Origin of the sequence: Pseudonocardia sp. EC080619-01 (assembly GCF_001420995.1) — a bacterium.
In the GTDB taxonomy this organism is placed as follows: Bacteria; Actinomycetota; Actinomycetes; order Mycobacteriales; family Pseudonocardiaceae; genus Pseudonocardia.
In genome coordinates, this window is record NZ_CP012185.1 from 248,799 (window position 1) to 271,411 (window position 22,613).

Here is a 22,613-nt window from a genome sequence, read left to right on the forward strand (position 1 = left end):
CGGATGTGGCCGTGATCGGCGCGGTCCGGCTAACGACCTGCGATGTCCGCATCCGGAATGTCGCGGGCGGCGATGAGACCAGCGTCCGAGCCACCGGCCGAGTAGGTGGTCAGCCGCAGATGCGGCAGGGGAGCGGTGATGAAGATGAGCGTGGAAATCGAGCGGTCCTCGTTCACGTCGAAGTCCGCGGACGAGGCGTGGGACGCGCTCTCCCGGATGTATACGCGGGCCCGGCCGCACACCTCCTCACCGGAGGCGGCACTCCGCGTCACCAGTGCGACGACCCCGGCTGTCGCGCTCGACCGGGTATGGCTCCACTCCGCCGAGGGAGCCTTCTCGGAGAGCCCCGAGCAGGTGAACGTGATCAGCGTGCTCAGCGGGCGGATCAGTCTGGACTTCGGCCGGCACGGCTCGGTCGCCAATACGCCCGGCGACAGCTATCTGTACCTGCCCGACAGCCCGGCCCACCTGGAGTGGGACACCTTCAGCGCGCTGGCCGTCCGCCTGCCGCTGCGCCAGATGGCCCGCTCGGCTGCGGGACTGACCGGCTTGAGCCTCGACGCACTACGCTTCGCCTCCATGCGCCCGGTCTCAGCGGCGCACGCACAGTTGTGGCTCCGCACCGTCAAGTTTGCCTGGCGAGAACTGACCGAACGGGACGGCTGCGCTGGAGAGTCCTTAGTACATCAGGAACTCGTGAACCTGGTGACGACGACAGCGTTGTCGGTGTTCCCGAACACCGCCGCCGACGTGCTGGCCGACCGCCCAGCGCCGGGAACCTTGCGCGCCGAGCCCGCGGCGCTGCGCCGGGCAGTGGAGTTCATCGAGACCAACGCCCACCGCCCGATCGGCCTGGACGAGATCGGCGAGGCCGCCCGGATCGGTAGCCGCGGCCTGCAGCACGCCTTCCGCCGACACCGTGACTGCACCCCGGTGGACTATCTCAGACAGGTCCGCATGGACCGTGCACACCGGGATCTGCAAGCCGCCGACCCGACCCGCGGCGACACGGTCGCCGAGATCGCCGCCCGCTGGGGCTTCGGCCACGCCGGCCGGTTCGCCGTGCAGTACCGACAGCGGTACGGCCAGTCGCCAGGCGCGACCTTGCGAAACTGAGAGGGACCACACGCAGAGATCATCGACGCGATCCACCCCGAGATCAGAACCGCGGCGTGGCCGACGTGAGCACCGTCGTCTGCGACGGGCTCGAACGTCTCGCGGGCTCTATCACCACAGTGGCCACAGGCCCTGGTCCAGGCCTGCGTGCCGTACCTGATCCGCAACAGCTCCCACTACGCCAGCCTCCGCAACCGAGACCAGATGACCGGGCACCTGCGCCCGGGCCTCGGCACTGAGCAGGCCCATCATCGCGGTGTCCGATGTCGTCAGCGCCACCTGCGCGAGCTGAATGATCGCCAGCGGGACGCGAGCACGGCGAGCACGGCAAGCGCGCGGCTGTCTCGACCAAACGAGGCCATCGACCTGCATAGCATCAGGAGAGCACCCCAAAGGTGTCGACGCGTCGCAACACAGGCCTCGGAGCGCGGAGCGAGAAGATCCGTGACCCGCCTCCAGTCGTCGTCGAGAACGGTGCCCATGTACGGCACATCGCCATCGTTGACGAACGCCGCCATCGTGGCACCGGCGGGCAGGCTCGCGAGGCGGAACAGCGCCTCATACACCACGTCGCTGGAAGAGCCGTCGATCAGTCGGCCGCGGTGGCGCGCCACCGTTCGTCGCGTGGTGATGCGGGCGTACTGGTCGGAGACCTTGACCCCTTCGTCGCTCATGTCGAATTCCACCAACTCGCCGATCTCGGCCCCTCTGAGTTCCCGGTACCGGACTGGCAATAGCACGAGCGACTGGAGCAAGGTCGATGCGGGCGGATGGCCTGGGGGCAACATCGCGAGACAGGACCTGTCTCGGACACCAGGGGCCTCCGCCCAAGTTGCCCAGAACGGTCAGGTGAGCCCACGTTGATCGCCGACGTGCACTTTCCGGAGGGAAGGTCGAGCATGGTCAGCGCAGCGGCCGTCGCGCGTCGACGTAGGTAGCAGGTTCATGGCCTGACTCCGATTCCCCGCTGGGAGGGCGGATCCAAGGGCGATGCCATTCGACTGTCTCGGCTGCCACTGCGTTCCGATACCATATATTCTAGTAGTCGGAAGCACCCAAAAGTAGGGATTGGCGCGCGACTCGGACCACCTGGCGGAGACTCGAAGCGATCTCAGGTAAGTCGGTCCCGGTCGAATTGGGACAGATGCGGGCTACCGGGCTGGGTTAGGCGCGCCTTGCTTCTAGTTCCGGGCGTCCGGGACGCTGAACCCTGCGAGGTGCGAGACTCATGTTTGACAGTTCCGTTCGGGAGAAGGCCGCTCGCGACACCGCCCCCTCCGCAACGAGCTACACCGTCGGCCGACGTAACTTCCTCGCCCTCCCCGGCGCCGCTGGACTGGCGACCGGTGCCGCCGGATGCGGCGGGTCGGGGCCGTCGACAGCGGACACCAGCCCAGTGCCTGCTGATGCCGGTTATCCCATGACAGTCGACGGGATCGAAGGGCCGGTCACGATTCCGACCACCCCGAGCCGTGTGGTGTCGGTAGGCAACTACCGCGACACAGACGCGGCCGTGGCTCTGGGGGTTGTTCCGCTGTTGCCCCCTGATCTAGGCCGTTTCATCCAAGGTGGGATCTCGCCGTGGGTACTGGCCGCAGTGCCCGGGGATCCGCCGGACCTGATCCAGGTAGCTGCTCGCCCGGAGTCGCTCGCCACCCTCGACGCCGACGTCCTGATCCTCACATTCAACAGCCCGGAGGCCCGGACCCGGCTGGAAGCCGACGAGATGTTCCAGCGGATTCCGGCGGTCCAGCGTGGCTCCTACGTCGCGCTCGACCTCACAACTGCAATCGCGATCGGATTCCCGTCCGCGCTGAGCATCCCGTACGCACTGGACCAATCACTTCCCCAGATCGCAGCGGCACTCGGCGCTTGACTCGGCGGGTGTGCATTCGCCTGGGGGCAACAGTCGTGGACCGACACCCCCAGCAGCGCACGCCCCGTCTCGTATCCGTCGGCGACAACGAAGTCGACCGCACCCAACATCAGTGAGTTACGACCCAGAGTAGGCCGCGACACAGCAGGGCGGTCCTACGCCCTGCCTTCACGCGGCTCGCCCGACTACCTCCCGGAGAGGGGCTCAGCAGTGCCGGTGCCCGACGACCGCGTGAACCGGCTCCCCCCGAGGGCATTGCTGACGATATCGCTGTTGGTGGCGTCCTCGTTTGTGATGGTTCTGAACGAGACGACCATGACAGTCGCGCTACCGGTCGTCGTCGAGGACCTCGACCTCACGGTCACGACAGCACAGTGGCTCTCGAGCGGGTTCCTGCTCACGTTGGCCGTCGTGGTACCCACCACCGGATTTCTACTGCAGCGCTTCACCCCCCCGGCGGGTCTATATGTCGGCGATGGCGCTGTTCTGCGGCGGAACACTGATGTGCGCACTCGCGCCTGGGTTTACGCTGCTGCTTGCCGGGCGGGTGGTCCAAGCCTCCGGAACCGCGATCATGGTCCCACTGCTGATGACCAGCATCCTCACCCTCGTTCCCGCCGGTCGACGGGGACAGGTCATGGGGACGATGACAGTCGTCCAAGCCGTCGCACCCGCTGTCGGTCCCGCGGCCGCCGGTGCGGTGCTGACAGTGTTGGACTGGCGGTGGATGTTCTGGCTGGTACTTCCAGTCGGGGGCACCGTCCTCATCGTGGGGATGCGCTGGCTACGAGTCGAGGCGACGACCACTCGCGTGCGACTGGACGTCGCATCCGTCCTACTCACCGGAGGTGCCTTCTCCACATTGGTCTACGGCATCACCCGACTCGCGGAACCCGGCCCGGCGCACTCCGCCGCGACGGGTGAGGTCCCGGCGTGGGGGTGGGTGATGACCGGCACCCTGCTGCTCACGATCTTCGTGCGGAGGCAGGTCCGGCTCCGCCGCCGCGGCTCGCCACTGAGCCTTTGCCAACCTGCTGGACGGTCAGGTCAGAGCGGGTGCGGCGTGGCGTGACCTCGAATGGTGTCCGGGGACGGGCTGTGGTGTCGGTCGGTGGACGACCTGACGTGTCGTTGGCCCGGACGGGATCATGACACAGCTGCCGGGACGGCGGACAGCGCTCGGTCCTTGAGCCGGTAGCTGGGCCCGTTGATGGCGACGACGTCGCAGTGGTGCAGGAGCCGGTCGAGGATCGCGGTGGCGATGACCTCGTCGGTGAACACCTGGCCCCATTCGGAGAAGGTCTTGTTGCTGGTGAGGATGATCGAGCCGCGTTCGTAGCGGCGGCTGATCAGCTGAAACACCATGTTCGCTGCGGCCCGGTCGCAGGGCAGGTAACCGACCTCGTCGAGGACGAGCACCGAGGGCCGTAGGTAGGTCTGGAGCTTGCGGGCGAACCGGCCGGCGGCTTCGGCGGCTCGCAGTTGGCGGACGCAGTCATCGAGGCTGGTGTAGTAGATCGAGTGCCCGGCCTGGCAGGCGGCGACGGCGAGCGCGACGGCGATGTGGGTCTTCCCGGTGCCGGGCGGCCCGAGCAGGGCAATGTTGCCGCGGGCCTCGACGAACGCCAGAGCGGCGAGATCGCGGATCTTGCGGACGTCGAGATCAGGCTGGAAGGCGAAGTCGAACTCGTCGAGGGTCTTGTGGTGGGGCAGCCCGGACAGCTTGAGCGCGGTGCGGAACCGGCGTCCTTCGCGCAGGCCGAGTTCCTCACCGAGGACGGTGTCGATGAACTCGCGGTAACCCATGGAGTCGGCCTCGGCGCGTCCGACGAGCAGTTCGAGGTTCTCGGCCAGGTGCGGCAGCCCGAGACGGGTGGCGTGCGCGGTGATCCTGCCGGTGATCAGCTCACTCATGCCGCACCCACCAACGACTCGTTCTCGGCGCCGGCCGCAGCGGCGGGGTCAGGTGGTGGCGCCAGCCCGGCGAGCCGGTCGTAATAGGCCAGCGGACGTCGGGCGACCATGACCTTGAGTGCTGCCTGCGACTCACCGAACACCATCGACGCCGACGCCGACGCCGACGCCGACGCCGACGCCGATGTCGACGCCGAAGGGAATGTCGGGTCGTCCTGGAGTTGTTGGGCGGCAACAGGTTCTTCGTCTGTGACGGTGAGGGTGGTGGCGCGGGTGTGGCCGTCAGGGAGCTCGGCCCAGTGTGCGGGGTCGACGATCATCTGTCCGCGGACGGCCGCGAGCCGATGCCTGGCCAGGAGCATCGGGGTCCGGTCGGGGCTGTCGACGGGCAGCCGCCAGATCTCCACGTGCTCGACCCCGACCCGGACCTCGACCCGCTGCCCGGCCTTCGTCACGCGCCTGTCGGCGGCTCTCGCGGCGACCGAGTAGGAAGATCCGGCGAAGGAGATCAACGCGTCCCGCCCGACGCGGCGCAGGTGGGTCTCGGTGACCGCATATCCGAACTGCGGCAACGGCCCCAAGGCGTCGTGATCACGGGCGGCGCGAACACCGATCACCTCGCCGTGGGTGCGGTGGACCTGCCCGCGCCGGATCGGCACCCAGGCGGCGAACGCCGCATCGAGCTCCGCCAGCGATGTGAACCTCCGCCCGGACAGGACGTGGTCTCGCCCGATCGCGACCTGACGTTCGACCCGGCCCTTCCCGGTGGGACGGTAGGCGGCGAGCACGTCGATGGCGAACCCGTAGTGCTCAGCGAACGACGCCGCCTGCGGATGGAGTGGGACCGCACGCCCGGGCGCGACATGGCGGCGGACCACGGTCTTGGTCCGGTCGTAGACGATCGTGGCCGGGACACCGCCGAAGTGCGCGAACGCCCGGCGATGGCAGTCGAAGAACGTGGCCAGATCCTGGCTGGTGACAAAGCAGATGAACGGGTCCCGCGAGTAGGACAACGTCATGTGGAACGAGTAGACCTTCCGTCCCTGCCCGGCCCCGGCCAGCAGCGTTCCTTCGTCGCCCCAGTCGACCTGGGCTTGGGCGCCCGCGACGACCTCGAACCGGCGGTGCAGCCCCGGCGGGCGCCCCTGGGCGTCGGACTCGAGCTCGATCCGTGCCCTCGCCCGGGCGCAGTAGACCTTGACCCGCTGGTAGTGCCCGGTGAAGCCGTAGTCGGCAACCAACCGCTCATGGATCACCGTGGCCAGCAGGCGCGGATCATCGGCGAGCCAGGCATCGATCACGTCAGTGAACGGGTCCACCAGCCTGGGCACCGTCCCCGCCCGCGAGCTCGCCCGCGGCGGTGCCATCGGGGCTCCCGGCGAGAGATACTTCTTCGCCGTCCTCCAGTCACAGCCCGCTTGAGCTGCGATTTCCTTCCACGACGCCCCAGCCGCGCGCAGCGGGGCGAACCTCCTGATATCCATCCATGCCTCCACAGGCAGGATCACGGGTGACCACCCTCCGGGTTTCGTCTGCTTGGCGGCTGACAAGCCCGGAGGGTGGTCCCTCCCTGAGCCGATCTTGGATCCGACGCGCCGGACCAACGACAGATCAGCTCGTACCTACAGCGACATCAGAGCCCGTACGCGGACAAATGGGTGAAGCTCCTGGTAGACGGGCGATTGACTAGATCAGACCGCCTGGCCAGGAGCTTCATGTGCTGTCCTACCCGTCCGCGATGACCGTGTCCAGCCGCGCCCTCGGCGTGCTCTCGGATGCGCTGCGATCACACCGTGTCCGGCGCTCGACGCGGTGGCGGAAGCTCTCCGCGGGCCGCCAGGCCCTGCTCGTGGTCGCCTACCTGCGCAAGGGTGAGACCTACGCCGACCTGGCCTGCGGATTCCAGATCGGCACCTCCACGGTGTACCGCTACATCCCGCGAGGCTCTCGACCTGCTCGCCGCGATGGCGCCGACCCTGGCCCAGGCGATCGAGGTGGCCGCGCGGAAGGCGTTCGTGGTCCTCGACGGCACCCTGCTGCGCATCGACCGGGTCGCGATGGCGTCCGGGCGCGATCGAGCGTCCTACTCCGGCAAGCACAAGTGTCACGGGGTGAACGTGCAGGTCATCGCCGACCCGGCCAGTCGGCTGGTGTGGATCTCGCCGGCGTTGCCCGGCGCCCGCCACGACATGGGCGCCGCCCGCGAGCACGGGATCATCGACGCCCTGAACGAAGCGGGGGTGCGCGCTGTCGCCGACACCGCATATCAGGGTGGCGGTGCGGCGATCCGGGTCCCGCAACGGCGTCGGCGGCTCGATCCCGACATCGGCCGTTACCGGCGGCTCTCGGACAGCCAGAAGGAGGTCAACGCCGCGCACGCCCGCCGTCGCGGGCCTGGCGAGCGGGTCAATGCCGAGCTGAAGAACTGGCGGATCCTGCGCAAGATCCGCCCCTGCCCGAGCCGGGCTTCCGAGCTCGTCGCCGCAGTTCAGACCCTCATGATCGCCAGCACTTGATCAGGTTGGCAAAGGCTCACTGCTCGACCTGCGACCACTCGCAATCCGCACCTACACGACCCCCCTTGTTCTGGCCTGCGTCAGCTACCTCGCTCTGTTCAGCGCAGTGATCGTGTTGCCCTTCTATGTCCAGCAGGTACTCGATCACAACCCGTTCGTCGCCGGCCTGGCGGTGCTTCCCGGCGGGATCGTGATGGGTCTGCTCAGTCCAGCAGTCGGCCGTGCCTACGACCGACTTGGTGTCCGCGCGTTGGTACTTCCCGCGTCTATCGTGGTCTGTCTGAGTCTGTGGGCCTTCGCCGCACTCGGAGCGAACTCCCCAGTCGGACTTGTCGTGGCACTGCATGTGATGCTGTCAGTCGGCCTAGCTATGAACTTCACTCCTCTGGTGACCGACGCACTCAGCGCACTTCCGCAGGTGATGCACTCGCACGGCAGCGCGATTCTCACCACCGCCCAGCAGGTCGCTGGAGCCGCCGGAGCGGCCCTGTTCGTCACGGTCATGACCCTCTGGTCCGACCATCCCGACGGCGTCGTTGACGCCGGAGGGGTCGAGGCCGCGTTCGTCGTCGCGACGGCGATCTCCACAGCAGTTCTCGCAGGTTCGCTTCTACTGCGATTCCCCGTCCAGAGGGCCGGAGAATGAAGCCGACGGATCAGGCCCCATCTCGCGGACGTAGCGGAATCGTGAACGGCTGTCACGATGACTATGCTCCTTGCGGTCGAACGCAGCGTCCGATGCAACAAGATCGCTACCTGGGCGGCACCATCACCCATTACGGTGATAGCGAGCTGAACTGCGGGAACGAACCCGAGTCAGAGGCCACCTGCAAGAAATGGAGGTGTCCGTCCTATCTGGCCCAGGCCGAACCCGTCGTTGAATCGTGCTGTCGACGGCCACAGCTCGACGCGATCCGATAACCATCGATACTGTGTCCTCATGTCGCTGCGCTGCGACCCCGGCCCGTCCTCGATCGCCTGACTTCGGTGACGACATCCACGGAACTGATCAAGAAGCGTGGCCAAGGCCAGCCCCTGGTGCGGAGAGGCGACTTGATCGGTCCAGCTCTCAGTCCTGCCGGGTCCCTGTGGAGCGACCGCGTTCAGTCTGACCGAGTTCGCACCCCACAATTCCGCGTCGGCAGACCCTAGCTAGATCCCACCGACAGGAATTGCATACCATGGGCCAAAGAATCAGCGCAATGCGCAACACGCGGGGAAGTCGCGGGACGCCCGGGCCGTATCGACGATCTCTGCAGCTCGACCGTGACGCTCGATCCTGATTGCCGCCTATCCCTGACCAGGTGTTACGCAGGGCCGAACACGAACGCCGAGTCAAGCGGGTATCGGCAATCAGCACGGCGGCGACCTCCCGGCGTACGGAGCGCCTGAACCTGCCCCCTCGCCGAGGGCTATAGAAGAAGCACAGCACCCAGTACGAGTAACGCGAGACATCGTGCGAGCAGTAGACAAGTGTGATGGCTACGAATATGCGGCCGTCAGGCTTCCACCAGGGGCGCAGCTTCGCCGGCAGCGATCAACCTGTCATTCATTCTCTGCCTCTGAAGACAGAGGGCGCTCGAAATCGCGCCGCGAACAGCGCAAGACGCTTCGGCGCAAGCTCCTGTCAACTTACAAATCGCAATTCGCTTGCCACTGAGAAGCCCTGCTCGCGACAGATCGGATACCCGAGTGACGACTCAGATCCTGGTCGTCGCTCCACAGTGTCGAAGCCGCGCGCTTCAGTTCGCGCCTCCGACTGATCTTCACCAGTCCTCCGCGCATCGCCGAGACGACGGAGGCGGAGACGGGGACCAAGACGAGGACCGAGACGAGGACGGGCGAGAAGATTATCTTCCTCACGATAGCGAGGATAGGGTTGGCATGCCGCCGCGCGAACGAGACAATTTCTTCGTGACTGAAACACTGGAACCGCCACTGCGCATTCTGCGACGTAACGATGTCCGTCGAGCTGCTGGTGAGATTGACCCTGTCGCTGTGGTGCGGCAGACACTCATGCATCACGCGGCGGGCGAGACGACCCTGCCCGACGAGGCGTACCTGCCCTGGCACACCGAGGCCGGTGCGTTCGCGCGCAGTCTCGCGCTGCCCGGTGCCGTCTGGGGCGAACGGCCCGCCGTCGGCCTCAAGATGATCAACTCGAGCCTGGAGAATCCCGGCCGAGGCCTGCCCCGCGCCCAAGGCCTGACGTTCCTGTTTGATCCGGACACCGCCCGCCCGGTGGCGATGATGGAGGCGGCCTGGCTGTCGGCCACCCGCACCGCCGCGTACACGATCCTCTCGGTGCGCCTGCTGGCCGCTCCCGGGATCGAGCGGATCGCGGTGCTGGGCTCCGGGGCGCTCGCCGACGCCCATCTCGAGATGCTCGCCACGGAGCTGCCCGGCGCCGAGGTGGTGCTCCACGACCTCGACCCCGCACGTGCGGCGGCGCTGGCGACGGCACACGACGGCCCGCTCCGGACGAGCTCGGCCTCCGACGCGCGCGCCGCCGTCGAGGGTGCCGGTCTGGTCGTGTGCACCACGACGACCACCACCGGCTACATCGCCCACGACTGGCTCGCCCCGGGCGCCCTCGTCGCCCACGTCTCCCTCGACGACGTGCTCCCCGAGGTCGTCGCGCGGGCCGACCTGCTCGTCGTCGACGACTGGGACCTCGTCGCCGCCGACGACCGGCGGATCGTCGGGCGGCTCTACCGTTCCGGGGAGGTGACCGGCCCGGACGGTCAGCACGTCACCGGCGACCCGGCGTCCGGGCGGCGGGTCGACGCCGGCATGGCGGACGTCGTCTCGGGGCGGCACCCGGGCCGCGCCGGCGCGGACGACATCGTGCTGTCCAACCCGTTCGGGATGGGGGTGCTCGACGTCGCGCTGGCCGGAGCGGTCCGTGCCGTCGCCGAGCGAGACGGGATCGGGACCGTCCTGCAGATGTGATGCCGCGGCTCAGTCGAGCCACAGGTGCTCGGGGTGGCCGTGGCTGAGGAAGTCGTGGTGCGAGATCTCCCAGCCGTAGGCGCCCGCCGCCTCGAACACGAGCACGTCGCCCGGCCGGATCCGGGCGACGTGCTCGGCCGCCAGGACGTCCTTCGGCGTGCACAGCTCCCCGCAGACGGTCACGTGCTCGTCGACCAGCTCCGGGCGTGGCAGGCCGGAGTCCCACCGCTCGACCGGGACGACCTGGAACGGGTGGCTGTGCTGCCAGGACGACGGCAGGCGGAACTGGTGGGTGCCCCCGCGGACCAGCGCGTAGGCCTGTCCGTGGTTGCGTTTCACGTCGAGGACCTCGACGGCGTAGGCGCCGCACCGGGCGACGAGGAAGCGCCCGCACTCGAAGTCGATCTCGGTCCAGTGCGGGGGCAGGGTGTCCACCCAGTCGTGCAGGCCACGCGTGAACGCGTCCCAGTCGAACGGCGTGTCCAGGTCGGAGTAGTCGACGCCGATTCCGCCGCCCACGTCGACGACGGAGCACCGCAGGCCGTGGCGCCGCTCCCAGCCGAGCACGGTGTCGCGGTAGAGCGCGAGCATCTCCAGGTGGTCGGTGTGGGACAGGTTGTTCGACAGCGAGTGCAGGTGGAACCCGGTGAGCCGGATGCCGGGCAGCGTGGTCGCGGCCGTGACGACCGCGTCCAGGTCGCTCTCGTCGACGCCGAACTGGGTGGGGCGCCCGGCCATCGCGAGGGTCGCGGTCGGGAACGGCCCGGCGAGGTTCACCCGCAGCAGCACCTCGGCCGTCGCACCGGCCGCGACGGCCTCCCGGGAGACCCGGTGCAGGCCGAGCAAGCTCTCGACGTGGAACCGCGCGACGCCGGCCGCGAGCCCGGCGCGGATCTCCGCCGGTGTCGGTACGGGTCCGCCCATCAGCACCGGGGTGGCCGGCGCGGCGGCGCGCACCTTGGCGAGCTCCCCGCCGGAGGCGACCTCGAACCCGTGGACGTGGTCGGCGGCCGCGGCCAGCAGCGGAGCGGCGCTGTTCGCCTTGACCGCGTAGTACATCCGGCAGGGCTCGGGCAGTGCCCCCACGACCGTCCCGAGGTGCGTGCGCAGCGCGGCGAGGTCATAGGCGTAGAGGCACAGCGGCTCGCCGCCGCCGGCCCGCTCGTGCACCAGTGCGGTCAGGTCACGCATCGGCGTCCTCCGGTCCGGGTTCGCGGTGGTGTGCCAGGTGGGCGCGCAGGGCCCGCGCGGTGAGGCCCTGGTCCTCGCCGAGCACGAAGGCACGGACCCCGGCGTCCCGCCATGCCCGGTGGTCGGCGGGGACCCGCGGGATCGCGCAGAACGGGACCCCGGCCCGTGCACAGGCCGCGGCCGTCGCCCGGACGGCGACGACGACGTCGGGATGGCGGGTCTGCCAGGTCACCCCCAGCGACTGCGAGAGATCGGCGGCGCCCTCCAGCACCAGGTCGATACCGGGTTCGGCGAGGATCGCGTCGATGCCGGCGACCGCCTCGGCGTCCTCGATCATCGGCACGACCAGGGGCCGGGCGTTCGCAACGTAGTTCCCCAGGTCGACGCGGCCGTAGCCGGCGATGCGACCGCCGGCCAGGGACCGCATGCCCTCCGGCGCGTAGCGGGCGGCGCGGACGGCGCGGCGCGCGTCCAGCGGCCCGCGCACGTGCGGGACGACGACGCCGTGCGCACCGGCGTCGAGCACCCGCCCGATCGCGCCGGGGTCGTCCTCCGGCACGCGAACCAGCGGGGCGATCCCGAAGGCCTCGGCCGCCCGGATCATGTGCATCAGCGTCTGCGGGTCGACCAGCGTGTGCTCGGTGTCGAGGATCGCGAAGTCGAACCCCGCGGCGGCGACCATCTCCACCATCGTCGGCGAGGGGACGGAGACGAACAGGCCGTACACCTCCCGGCCGGACGCGAGTGCCTCACGCACGGGCACCCACCGCGGCCCACTCGTTGCGCACCCGGCGCAGGCGCGGCTCGGTGTCGGGGTGCAGGCGGCGTGAGGTCAGCTTCTCCACCTCGAGGGTCGGGGCGAACACGTCGAACGTCGCCATCCGGTCCGCCACGTCGGGATGCCCGTCGGCGTGCGCACGCACCGCGCCGACGACCTCGGCCCAGAAGTCGGCCTCGGCCAGGCCGTACTCGACCTCGAGCAGGTGTGCCAGGTCGGCGAGGTTGACGAAGCACAGCGCGTCGAGCAGGAAGCCGGTGACCTGCGCGGGATCGTCGGTCTCCAGGAACGAGTTCGCGTTGCCGTGGTGGGCGGGCGGGGACTCCAGCTCGGGGCAGGCGCCGGGATCGGCGAGCAGGGCGCGGGAGAAGCGCACACCGTCGTGGAAGTCCTTCAACGCCACCCGCACCGGCCGGCCGCCGGAGTGCACGAGCAGCATGTTCTGCGCGTGCGACTCCAGCGCGACGCCGTGCCGCACGAGCAGGTGTACCAAGGGCACGACCGTGGTCGCGGCCAGCGCCCGCACCCAGTCGCGGGCACCGTGGGCACGGATCCACGGGTCGACCACCGGAACCCCCTCGACCGAACGAGCGGTCAGTCCGGCGAACCCGACGGCGTGCTCCCCCGGGTCGAGGTGGGTGTGCAGGCTCTCCCGCCAGATCACCGAGAGCGCGCCCTCCCGGTCGCGTTCCAGCGGTCCGGCACCGTCCCCGATCGCGACCCCCAGCACCTCGCGCAGCACGATCACCCGCAGCCGGCCACCGAGGACCGGGTCCCCGGCGACGATCCCGGCCAGCCAGTCCGAGACCCGGGCGGCGTTGCGCACCGTGTACGGCGCGAGACCGCGGGCGGTCGAGGTGTTGGTGATCGACAGCGACAGCTTCGGCGACGGCAGATGCGGAGCGTCGACGCAGGCCAGCGTGCGGATGGAGGCCTGCGGCCGGTAGTCGTGGCCGTCGTCGCCGAGCACCTGCAGCGCTCCGGAGGCGAGCTCGGGGGCGAACGCCCGCGCGATCACGGTGCGCCACTGCCACGGGTGGACCGGGATCAGCACGCGCCCGGGCGGGGGGATGATCGGCCCGCCGTCGAGCTGGGCGGCCCACAGCGCGGCGGGGTCGCTCCCGACCCGGGCGGTCGCCGACGCGCCGACCGAGGCGATCGCCGGGTCGGCCGCCAGCCACAGCGGGCGCACGGTCGGCGCGAACTCGGGTCCGTAGGCGAGCTGGTCGCGGACGTCGAACCCGAGCCGTGACTTGTACGCCGGGTGGTAGCGGTGCCCGTCACCGGCGCGGGACTCGAGCACGTCGTGCCCGGCTCCGGGGTCGACCGGTCCCGGTGTGCGGGCGTGGCGCGCCAGCGCGTCCTTGAGGACGGTCTCCTCCAGCTCACGGGCGAAGCCGGGCAGCCGGGCCGGATCGGCGTCGAGCACCGCCGCGACCTCGTCGAGGAAGCGGCTCGGTGAGGTGGCGGGTACGCCGTCGCGCAGCACCGGCCCGTCCAGCCGGACGCGGCCGAACCCGTGCTCGCGGGCCGTGGCGGTGTACACCGCGCGCCCGCGCACGATGCAGGTGTCGCCGTCGCGCTCGTACCGGACCGCGCCCTCGGCGATCAGCGACTCCAGCAGCTGGGCGAGCACCCGGTGGCGGACGGCGACGGCGGACGGGGCCGCCAGCGCCTCGGCGACGAACGTCGCGTCGTACGGATCGGGGCTCATCGGGCGGCCTCCCGGAGGGGGTTGGGGATCTCGACGTAGTCGGGGCGTTCACCGCGCCCGCCGACGCGGGCGGCGAGGTTCGCCTTGGCCGGCAGGGTGGCGTCGGTGGTCAGCGCGGTCGCCGACGGCGAGCCGGCTGCGGCGAGCTCGGCCGACGCCACCGCCCACAGCTGCGCCTCGGTCGGGGTCCCGGCCCGGGCGAGGGTGGCGAGCAGGTGGGCGAGGTGATTGGTGATCACGTGGTAGCGCAGCCGCTGCCACGCCTCGGCGCGGTCGTAGAGCAGCGGGGACCCCGTCTCCAGGGTCGCGCCGGCGGCGCCGTCCCGGGCGACGTGGGTCCCCTCCATGTCGCGGACCTGGAACAGTTCCGGCCGGCCGTCGCGGGTCACGAGCAGCGAGTTCTGCACGTGGGCCTCGAAACCGATGCCGTACCGGTCGAAGATCCGCAGCAGCGGCAGGATCGCGATCGACAGGTGCCGGCGCACCCAGTCCTCGGTGTCCCCGCCGGCGGCACGCACCAGCCCGGCCAGTGCCGGGGCCTGACCGTCGGGGCCGTCCTCGAGCAGTCCGGCGAGCACGGCGGCGTCGGGGTGGGGTGGGTCGCGGAACAGCACGGTCAGGCCGTCCGCGAGGTCGGCGCCGCCGATCCTGGGGTCGATCCCGCGGGCCCCGGTCTCGACGAGGATCTCGAACCCGGGATGCTCGCGGGCGGGGTCGACGGCCGTGACCAGTGCCCCGGCGGCGAGCGCGCGCCGGACGTGCTCGGCCGGGTTGGTCCGCACGAAGTGGGTGATCCGTACCCCGAGCGGCAGCTTCCACGTCGACGGGGCCCCCGGCGCGGCGACGGTGCGCACCGATGAGGTGGGACGGACCTGCGGTCCACGGGGCCCCAGCGCCCGCAGCCGCCCGTCGGCCAACAGCTCGGCGCCGCGCGGGTGGACGGCGAGCCAGCGCGCCTGCCAGGGGTGCACGGGCAGGACCGGCCACCCGTCCCCGGCAGGTTCGAGACCCCAGTCGCCGTCGGCGACGCGGTGGTCGGCGACCAGCGCCGGGTCGACGGCGACGTGGTCGAGCCGGAACCCCGCGCCCAGCTCGGGGGCATAGGCGAGCAGATCGTCGTCGCTGAAGCCGACCGCGCTCTTGGGTGTCGGGTGGAACGGGTGCCCGCGCAGCAGCGACTGCTCCGAGCTGCGCCGGTCCCAGTCGTCGCGCGAGCCCGCGAGGTAGCGTGCAGTACGCGCGGTGCTGTCGGCGATCTCGTCGGCCAGCACCAGGGCACGTTCTGCCGCGCCGGCGGCCGCGAGCACGGCGTCGACGACGACCCGGTGCGCCACCGGGGTCCCGCCGGCGCCGGTGACCGTGCCGGCGAAGCAGTGGTGTCCCGACGGCGACGCCACGGTCACCTCCGCGATCAACCCCGGCCCCGGCACCGGCAGTCGGACCGGGCCGGGCACGGTCACCGCGGTTCCGGTCTCGCGCAACAACGATCGCAGTAGACGTTCCCGGGTGGCGGCCTCGGCGGCCGCCACATCGCGGCGATCCCGGGGGTCGGCCGGGCCCTCGGCGGACACAGCGGTCACGGACGTCATCGGGCGGTCGCCTCCACAACAGGTCGGCCGGCACTCGCCGCGAGGCCGGCGGAGATCAGAAACAGGGCACCTACCACGGCGAACGCGGCGGTGCCGTCGAGCAGCGTCACAGCGAGGGCGGCCACGGCGGGACCGATCACCTGGCCGAGGTCGAGCACGGCGGTGCCGGCACCGACTGCGGTGCCGCGGGCCCGTTCCGCGGAGGCGGTGACGACTTGGTGCAGCACCGCGGGGATCACCGCGGCCGCACAGAATCCCTGGAGCAGGCGCAGCGGTACGAGTAGCTCCGGGTCGGCGGGCAGCGCCTGCAGCGACGTCGCGACGGCGAGTCCCAGCGCGGCCGGGACGAGCACCCGGATCGCGACCGGCCGCCCGCGACCAGCCGCGCGGTCGGTCCGCGCACCCCAGAACCGGGCCGCCGGCAGGGACGCCGCCCAGGTCAGCGCCTGGAGCAACCCGACCCAGAACGCCGCCTGCGACGGCCCTCCGACGAGGAGCGCGACCTGCGGGGCGAACAGCACCACCAGGCCGAACACCCCGGCCTGAGCCGCGAGCCCGCCGGCGAGCGCCCGCGTAGTGGCGCGCGAGCCCACAAGCCCGCGCATCACCAGGAGGGTGCGCGGGCGTTCGGCGGCCGACTCGGCTGAGGCCGGCTCGTGCAGCAGACCCAGTGCGAACAGCGCCGACACCACGAGCAGTGTCGCGACCGCGGTGAAAACCACCTCATAGCCGAGCACACCAGCGGCGGTGCCTCCCGCGAGCGGGCCGACCAGGGACCCTGCGGCAGTGGCACCGAAGAGGCTGCCCAAGCTGCGCCCTCGCCGATCGGCAGGGCTCAGAACAGTCGCGTAGACCGCCGTAGCAGCGAGCACCCCACCAAACGCGCCCTGCGCGATCCGGCAGAGCAGAAACTGCACAGGAGTGTCGGCCAGGGCCATCGCCCCGACGGCGACGGCGAGCCCGAGCAGGGCCCGCACCACCATCCTGCGACGCCCGAATCGGTCCCCGAGTGCTCCCCACAACGGGGCGGACACCACCTGGCTCAGCGCAGGCGCCGCCAGGCAGGCAGCGGTCCACCACGGGACCGCTGCGGGCCCGGCGCCCAGCTCGGCCAGCCGCAGCGGGAGCAGGGGCACCACGACGGTGAGACCGGCCACGGCGGCAAACTGGCCGAACCAGACCACCCGCCGCGCGCGGACCACATGCTGGCCCGCGTCCAGTGACGCCGGGGCGATACCGACGTCTTCCGTCACGTCGCAACCCTCAGGCGTAACGGGTTCGTGATCGCGACGACGCCTGCGGGCATGCTGACTCCCGACGACGGCCCCCTCTCCAGAAGCGGCCCCAGCACCGCCCGCGCGGGCCAAGTCGGTCGCTCCAGCATCAGGTCGGTGATCGAGGCGCGGATCTCGTCCGGCGGCTCGGCCACCGCGATCGCATCGGTGACAGCGTCGCCCAGCGTCGCCCACCACTGTGACTCGGGCAGGTCGAAGTGGCGGTCGAGCGCCACCGCGATCGCACGCAGCGACACCTGCACCACCAGGGTCTGGAGGTAGCCGACCAGCTCTTCGGGGCTGTCGAGCAGCAGCGACTGTCGCACACCTGGGGCGATCCGGTAGCCGGGGTCCGGGGTTCCCGCCGCCCGAGCCCACGGCCGGTACACCCGCAGCGTGTCGTGGTCGCGCAGGACCAGCCGCCGTAGCCGGGTTGGCCCCCCCGCGACCGACTCGAACTCACCGACGACGTTCTGCCCGTGCATCTCGGGAAGCAACCCGTGGCCGAGAAAGCCGAACGCCACGCTCAGCACGTCAGTGGTGAGCGCGCGCAGGAACCGTCGCGCCGTAGCCACGTCGGTGACACCGAGCGGCGGGCCCAGCACATCCCACTCGTGTGCGCCGAGTGCGGCCAGCGGTAGCGGGATCCCGTCGCCGAAGTCCGGGTAGTGCCGGACCTGAGCGGCGAGATGCCCAGGCCGATCGTCGAACTCATCGGAGCCATCAGGTAGGGCGAACCCGGCCCAGTCACTCTCGTCGACGATCCCGACCCGCGCGGCGAGCCGAGGGTCGGCGCCCAGCACAGTGCCGATCACACCCGCAGCCCGGTCACCGTGATCGAGATGGCGCGGCGGCAACAAGCGGGCCGCTCCGAGGGTGGACACCCCCAGTGGCAACTTCAGGTGCCGCAGCGGTTCCCCAGGCAGGGCGAGCGTGCGCAGCGACGCTGTCGGGACACCGTGACCGGCCGGGCCGAGAGGCACGATGACGCCCTCGGCCAGCTCGTCGGCGAACACGGCGGGCAGCACGTGCTCCAGGTCGTAGGGGTGCACCGGCAGCGCCCGGTGGCGGTCGGCGTCCCGTTCGGCGAGCAGCGTGCGAATCCGGGCGGCACCGTCCGCGTCCAGGACGAGATCGATCAGCTCGTCCGGACCGGCGTGCGGACCCCGTCGCACGTGGTCCTCGCGCACACCGACCCACGCCAGTTCGACCGGGCCCGACGCGGTCGGGCCGAAGCGCACGAGGTCGCGGTCGGTCCAGCCGGACACGGCCCGGGCCGTCGGATGGAACGGACGACCTCGAGTCGCGGCGAGCATCTCGCCGCCGAGCAACATCTGTCCCGCGCTACCCCGGCCCGCGCTCGGCAACGGATCGGGCATCCGTGCGCGGCCGGCCCGCACAACGTGCGCGTGCACGACCGCGGTACGCAGTTCCGCGAGTGTGGTCTCGAGGTGTCCGGTCGGGCCCGCGGGATCAGTCGCGACCAGCAGCTCCAGCATCTGGTCGGGGCCGACAGGGCGGACCGATCCGCCATCGCTATAGTACCAGACCTGCCCCCCGGCGTAGCGGCTGTGTGTCAGAGGACCGCCATCGACCGCGGCCCAGGTCAGCGACCCTCCGCCGGGGAGGTCGACGCGCACCCACCGATCGTGGACTGTTCTGAGGGTTTCCGGCACCCAAGTGGGGGCGGGGCCGGGCGTGCAGGCGTCCAGCCCCCACAGCCCCTCCGTGGTTGCTGCCTCCAGCAGGTCGGCGATAACTTCCTGCCCGGGAGGGGGCAGATTGCTCACGCCGTTCCCCCCACGACACGCCGCTGCGGGCCGGTGGCGCCACGACCTGCGCGAACCCGGGCGCGTTCCAACCAGGCGTCGTCGTAGACGCGGTCGAGATAGCGGTCCCCGCGGTCGGGGAACAGGCAGACCACGCGGGCGGGCCGAGGTAACGACGGCAGGATCCGCCGGACTGCGGCGACCACCGAGCCCGTCGATCCACCGGCGAAGATCGCTTCCTCGAGCAGCAGGTCGCGGCAGGCCTCGGCGGCGGTGGCGTCGTCGATGTGCACAACGTCGTCGATCTCCTCCGGGCTGTGCAGCTCCGGCACTCGCCCGGCGCCGGCGCCGGGCAACTCACGGGTCCCCGGTGGTGACGGCCGGTCGCCGGAGAAGATCACCGAGCCGACGGCGTCGACGGCGACCACCCGCATCTGCGGTGCATGCTCACGCAACCGGCGGGCGCAGCCGAGGATGCTGCCGGTAGTGCTGACCGGGGCGACGAGCACGGTCGGTGGGCAGACGAGGTCCTCGGCCAGCTCGGCGCCGGTTCCGTGGTAGTGGGCAAGCCAGTTGCGGTCGTTGGCGTACTGGTTGATCCAGACGGCACCTGTGGAGTTGACGATCTCGCGGACCCGGGCCAGCCGGGCGCCCAGGTACCCGCCGACCTCCGCGGGCTCGGTGACGCGCTCGACGTCGGCGCCGAGCGACTCCATGATTGCCAAGTTGGCCGCCGACGCCATTGGATCCACCACGCAGGTGAAGTGCAGGCCGTGGATGCGGGCGACCATCGCGATTGCCACGCCAAAGTTCCCGGAGCTGGACTCGACGAGTCTGTCCCCAGGTCTGATGCTGCCATCCGCCAGACCGTTGCCGATGATGTGCTGGGCCGAGCGGTCCTTCATGCTGCCGCCCGGGTTGAGCAGCTCCATCTTCGCGAGCACCTCGACGTCGTGCTCTGGGAAGAGCCGACTCAGCGCGACCAGCGGAGTGCGTCCGATGTGGTCGAGCACGCTGTCGAGGATCGGTTCGGCCTCCACGTGAGTGTGGGCCACTCGTGCCTCCTGCTCTCAGCCAGGAAGAAGTCCTGGGGTTGTTTGTTGCACAGGGATGACGATCGTGGGGTGGGCCCGTCCGGGTCCACTGTGGTCACTCTTGGCCAACCGCCGTGCACGACGTCGTCGGCGTCGTCACACGGCCACCCGGTCGACGTGGTCAGCCCGCGCCGCCGAGGGCCCGGTCGATGTCGTCGAGCACCGCCATCCCGCCCACTGGGCCAACGCCGGTGATCCAGACCGCCTGATCGACCGTGTGCAAGCGAGGAAACGCCCTGTCCTGCACCGACGTCAGTGTCGTGGGCAGCGGGTCGGCCGAGGCGGGGTCGGGGACGGTCACGAACACCTCGTCGGCACCGGCCTCGACGGCGAGCTCGGGGGAGAGATCGGTCTGGATGCCGCCGACCCACTCGCGAGGAGGGATGGTCAGACCCGTGCACTCCAGCGTCGTCCCGGCGAACGAGGTCGGTCCGTAGAGGGTCAGTATCGCGTCCCGCGGACGGATCATCTGCGCAGTTCGTCCCGCGGTGCGGTGCTTGGCGTCGATCTCGGCACACCGGTCCTGGTAGCGCTGCATCAGCGCTTCGGTCTCCTGCTCCCGCCCCAGCGCCCGACCGACCGTTCGCACGTTGTCCTGCCAGGGATCGAGGTGGTTGGCCAGATAAACGGTCGGCGCGATCGCGGAGAGCTGATCGTAAAACTGGGAGTGCCGCGTCTCGGTTCCGATGATCAAGTCCGGATCGAGCGCGGCGATGGTCTCCAGGTTCGGCGCGTCGACGGTCCCGACGGAGGTGATGGCGCTGCCGCCCTCCCCGAGATAGCGCGGGACACCGACCGCCTCGGAGAAGACAGTGGCACCGGCAGCGGGGATTCCGAGCCCGACCGTGGTGTCCGTCGCGGCAGGCTCGAGCGTGACGACCCGCTCGGGCTTCTCGGGAACCGTAGCCTCGCCCCGGGCGTGTGCGACAGTCCGCCCCTGTGCGGTGGATGCCTCGTCGGCCGGTGCGCTGCACCCGGCCGCCACGACCACGAGAGCGAGGCCGGCGGCGCATCCGGCGACCCGCGCCGCACGACGCCATGGTGTTCGGAACATGAATGTCCTTTCTCGGTGTGGACGTGCGGGAACGAGCGTCGATCGCCGCCGACCACGGTTGTTCGAATGAGAGGCCGCGAAGCTGGGCACTGGTGCCCGACCTCACAGAGAGAGCTGTCGAAGGTCGGTCGCGGTCAACCGATGTCGACGGCCAGCACCGGGCGTCGACCGACCCGCTCCGCCCCCCGGACGTTGCGGCCGATCGGGAACGGGGTGCCCCGGAGCGTATCCCCGGTGCCCGAGCGGACAGGGTCGACCAGCACTCCGCGCGATTCGACGGCGCTCAGCCGCACTTCCCCACACGACGTCGACAGACACACGCAGCCATCGTCAAGGTCGACCGTCACGAGCTCGCCGGGTAGGCAACAGCAGGCCTGCAGGCCTTCAAGCACCGGTTTGCGGTTCTGGACCGACTCCACGATATGCGAAATCCGTCCGTGCCTGATGCCCGACGCGGCAGCATCTCCGACAGTGATCGCCACCCGGTCCGGGTCTGTGTCGACGGGGTTGTTGCGGGCTGTCCCGGGCGGGTCGTCCGGTCGCCGGTCCTTGTGATCGTCGGCTGGCTCCGCGCCGAGTAGCTCGCCGATGGCCGGGATTGGGCAGCCGTAGGGGGAACGGTGCGGCACGTCGAGGAGCCGGAGGATTTTGCGCTCGGCGTCGTCGCCGAGTATGTGTTGCCAGTAGGTGGCCTCGGCGTGCGCCGCCGGCCACTCGAGTCCGATCACACGGACGAGCAGGAGCTCAACGACTCGGTGTTTGCGGACAACGACTCGTGCCTTCGCCCGTCCGGGCTCGGTCAGCACGATCCCGATGGAGTCCGGGAGCTCGACTAATCCGTCCCGGACGAGCCGGGCGGTCCGCTGGCTCAGGGCGCTACGTGTGATGCCGTGTCCGGACCACAGATCAGCCTGTCGAGGGGGAAGACCGTGCTCCTCCCAGAACTCATAGACCGCCCGCAGGAAGGCCTCCGACGAGTCGATGAGAACCCCGGGTGAGCTCGTGCGCGACCGCCTCAACCCGTGCATAAAGGCAGGCTATGCTTCATAAGGTAAGGGTCCCTTCCCCAAAATGAGGGGGTGGAGGTGCGCACGGCGGCAACGGCCGAGGACGAGGAGCCGCTCGCGGTGCTCCTCGCCGACGATCACCGTGTCTTCACCGACGCGTTGCGGATCAGCCTGGACCGGACACCCGGCATCCGCTGCACTGCGGTCGGACATTCGGTCGCCGAAGCGACCGCTCTCATCGACAGCTCCGGTTGCGACGTCGCCGTAGTCGATCTCGAGCTACCGGACGGCAGCGGGCTGAGCGTCGTCGAGCACCTCGCCCGCAGGCACCGCCCGGGCCGATGCATCGTCCTCACCGCACATCTGCGGCCCGACCTCGCTCGGCGGGCGATCGCAGCCGGCGCGGTCGGGTTCCTGGGCAAGGACGGCACCCTTCCCCGGATCGTCGAGGCCGTCCGGTACGCCTCGCCGGACAACGTCCTGGTCGATGTGGACACGAGCCCCGCCCAGGCCGATCTGACGATGCGCGAGCACCAGGTCCTGGGCCTACTCGGACAGGGGCTCGACCCGGCGACGATCGCCGCAGATCTTCGCATCTCGCTGCACACCACACGCGATCACATCAAGTCGATCAAGGCGAAGCTGGGCGTGCACAGCCTGCTCGCTGCCGTAATCGCGGCGGGGCGACAGGGCCTGATCTCCGTCGGATCGCGCATCTGACGTGTACCGGACTCGACGCGACCGCCCGATCCGCCGGCTGTTGCTCCAG

The 22,613-nt window shown here is 70.3% G+C and carries 18 protein-coding genes and 2 pseudogenes; 7 read left to right on the forward strand and 13 right to left on the reverse strand.

Annotated elements, in window-relative coordinates:
• Positions 1–138 precede the first annotated feature (138 nt).
• Positions 139–1,116, forward strand: coding sequence for an AraC family transcriptional regulator (locus AD017_RS29340; protein WP_227012917.1), 978 nt, complete (start codon positions 139–141; stop codon positions 1,114–1,116).
• Positions 1,117–1,385: 269 nt separating this feature from the next.
• Here the strand turns inward: AD017_RS29340 and AD017_RS35580 are convergent, their stop codons facing one another.
• Positions 1,386–1,802, reverse strand: a complete 417-nt coding sequence (locus tag AD017_RS35580) for a hypothetical protein (RefSeq protein ID WP_168172310.1) — start codon at positions 1,800–1,802, stop codon at positions 1,386–1,388.
• A gap of 542 nt (positions 1,803–2,344) precedes the next feature.
• Between AD017_RS35580 and AD017_RS29350 the strand changes: the two genes are divergently transcribed.
• Entirely contained in the window at positions 2,345–2,992 is a 648-nt protein-coding gene (locus AD017_RS29350; RefSeq protein ID WP_145984147.1) for a hypothetical protein, read from the forward strand.
• A 185-nt stretch (positions 2,993–3,177) separates the two neighbouring features.
• Here the strand turns inward: AD017_RS29350 and AD017_RS29355 are convergent, their stop codons facing one another.
• A complete protein-coding gene (locus tag AD017_RS29355; RefSeq protein WP_145984148.1) occupies positions 3,178–3,414 on the reverse strand; it encodes a hypothetical protein in 237 nt (78 codons plus the stop codon).
• Positions 3,415–3,455: 41 nt separating this feature from the next.
• Here AD017_RS29355 and AD017_RS29360 point away from each other — a divergent pair.
• Positions 3,456–4,064, forward strand: a pseudogene (locus AD017_RS29360) (MFS transporter); the annotation flags it as partial.
• A gap of 74 nt (positions 4,065–4,138) precedes the next feature.
• On the opposite strand, the gene istB reads toward AD017_RS29360, so the two are convergent.
• Together istB and istA are read right to left on the reverse strand one after the other, a co-directional pair.
• Positions 4,139–4,906, reverse strand: a complete 768-nt coding sequence (gene istB / locus AD017_RS29365; RefSeq protein ID WP_060575501.1) for an IS21-like element helper ATPase IstB — start codon at positions 4,904–4,906, stop codon at positions 4,139–4,141.
• Positions 4,903–6,390: an IS21 family transposase gene (gene istA, locus AD017_RS29370; protein WP_060576553.1), complete on the reverse strand. Its 1,488-nt coding sequence runs from the start codon at positions 6,388–6,390 to the stop codon at positions 4,903–4,905. The genes istB and istA overlap by 4 nt, the downstream gene beginning before the upstream one ends.
• Before the next feature lie 233 nt (positions 6,391–6,623).
• Here istA and AD017_RS29375 point away from each other — a divergent pair.
• The 3 genes and pseudogenes from AD017_RS29375 (at position 6,624) to AD017_RS29390 (ending at position 10,374) form a co-directional block, all read left to right on the forward strand.
• Positions 6,624–7,422: pseudogene (locus tag AD017_RS29375) on the forward strand (transposase family protein).
• 70 nt (positions 7,423–7,492) lie between these two features.
• On the forward strand, positions 7,493–8,068 hold the full coding sequence (locus AD017_RS33815; RefSeq protein WP_227012971.1) for an MFS transporter: 576 nt from the start codon (positions 7,493–7,495) through the stop codon (positions 8,066–8,068).
• Between the two features lie 1,352 nt (positions 8,069–9,420).
• Positions 9,421–10,374 carry an ornithine cyclodeaminase gene (locus AD017_RS29390; RefSeq protein ID WP_227012918.1) on the forward strand — a complete coding sequence of 318 codons (954 nt, stop codon included), beginning with the start codon at positions 9,421–9,423 and terminating at the stop codon, positions 10,372–10,374.
• 9 nt (positions 10,375–10,383) lie between these two features.
• On the opposite strand, the gene AD017_RS29395 is transcribed toward AD017_RS29390, so the two are convergent.
• The 9 genes from AD017_RS29395 to AD017_RS29435 form a co-directional block, all read right to left on the reverse strand.
• On the reverse strand, positions 10,384–11,565 hold the full coding sequence (locus AD017_RS29395) for an alanine racemase (protein ID WP_060576899.1): 1,182 nt from the start codon (positions 11,563–11,565) through the stop codon (positions 10,384–10,386).
• Positions 11,558–12,322, reverse strand: coding sequence for an HpcH/HpaI aldolase/citrate lyase family protein (locus AD017_RS29400; protein ID WP_227012919.1), 765 nt, complete (start codon positions 12,320–12,322; stop codon positions 11,558–11,560). The genes AD017_RS29395 and AD017_RS29400 overlap by 8 nt, the downstream gene beginning before the upstream one ends.
• Positions 12,315–14,057, reverse strand: a complete 1,743-nt coding sequence (locus tag AD017_RS29405; protein ID WP_060576903.1) for an IucA/IucC family siderophore biosynthesis protein — start codon at positions 14,055–14,057, stop codon at positions 12,315–12,317. Before AD017_RS29405 ends, AD017_RS29400 begins: the two co-directional genes overlap by 8 nt.
• Positions 14,054–15,637, reverse strand: a complete 1,584-nt coding sequence (locus tag AD017_RS29410) for an IucA/IucC family siderophore biosynthesis protein (protein WP_168172321.1) — start codon at positions 15,635–15,637, stop codon at positions 14,054–14,056. The genes AD017_RS29405 and AD017_RS29410 overlap by 4 nt, the downstream gene beginning before the upstream one ends.
• 5 nt (positions 15,638–15,642) lie before the next feature.
• A complete protein-coding gene (locus tag AD017_RS29415; RefSeq protein ID WP_060576906.1) occupies positions 15,643–16,899 on the reverse strand; it encodes an MFS transporter in 1,257 nt (418 codons plus the stop codon).
• Complete coding sequence (locus AD017_RS29420; protein WP_145986099.1) at positions 16,896–18,710, reverse strand: IucA/IucC family siderophore biosynthesis protein; 1,815 nt, start codon at positions 18,708–18,710, stop codon at positions 16,896–16,898. The genes AD017_RS29415 and AD017_RS29420 overlap by 4 nt, the downstream gene beginning before the upstream one ends.
• A complete protein-coding gene (sbnA, locus tag AD017_RS29425) occupies positions 18,707–19,744 on the reverse strand; it encodes a 2,3-diaminopropionate biosynthesis protein SbnA (protein WP_082538427.1) in 1,038 nt (345 codons plus the stop codon). The genes AD017_RS29420 and sbnA overlap by 4 nt, the downstream gene beginning before the upstream one ends.
• A gap of 160 nt (positions 19,745–19,904) precedes the next feature.
• Entirely contained in the window at positions 19,905–20,774 is an 870-nt protein-coding gene (locus AD017_RS29430; protein ID WP_227013396.1) for an ABC transporter substrate-binding protein, read from the reverse strand.
• Positions 20,775–20,971: 197 nt separating this feature from the next.
• The gene (locus AD017_RS29435; RefSeq protein ID WP_060576914.1) at positions 20,972–21,865 is read right to left on the reverse strand and encodes a metal-dependent transcriptional regulator; all 894 of its coding nucleotides are present in this window, start codon (positions 21,863–21,865) and stop codon (positions 20,972–20,974) included.
• 51 nt (positions 21,866–21,916) lie between these two features.
• Here AD017_RS29435 and AD017_RS29440 point away from each other — a divergent pair, with 51 nt between their 5' ends.
• Positions 21,917–22,564 carry a response regulator transcription factor gene (locus AD017_RS29440; RefSeq protein WP_060576915.1) on the forward strand — a complete coding sequence of 216 codons (648 nt, stop codon included), beginning with the start codon at positions 21,917–21,919 and terminating at the stop codon, positions 22,562–22,564.
• Positions 22,565–22,613 lie beyond the last annotated feature (49 nt).

Excerpts from the sequence above, each read along its gene's own strand:
- AD017_RS29405 (WP_060576903.1), bottom strand. The coding sequence starts at position 14,057 with ATGAGCCCCGATCCGTACGACGCGACGTTCGTCGCCGAGGCGCTGGCG.
- AD017_RS29435 (WP_060576914.1), bottom strand. The coding sequence starts at position 21,865 with ATGCACGGGTTGAGGCGGTCGCGCACGAGCTCACCCGGGGTTCTCATC.
- AD017_RS29395 (WP_060576899.1), bottom strand. The coding sequence starts at position 11,565 with ATGCGTGACCTGACCGCACTGGTGCACGAGCGGGCCGGCGGCGGCGAG.
- istA (WP_060576553.1), bottom strand. The coding sequence starts at position 6,390 with ATGGATATCAGGAGGTTCGCCCCGCTGCGCGCGGCTGGGGCGTCGTGG.
- AD017_RS29350 (WP_145984147.1), top strand. The coding sequence starts at position 2,345 with ATGTTTGACAGTTCCGTTCGGGAGAAGGCCGCTCGCGACACCGCCCCC.
- AD017_RS29340 (WP_227012917.1), top strand. The coding sequence starts at position 139 with ATGAAGATGAGCGTGGAAATCGAGCGGTCCTCGTTCACGTCGAAGTCC.
- istB (WP_060575501.1), bottom strand. The coding sequence starts at position 4,906 with ATGAGTGAGCTGATCACCGGCAGGATCACCGCGCACGCCACCCGTCTC.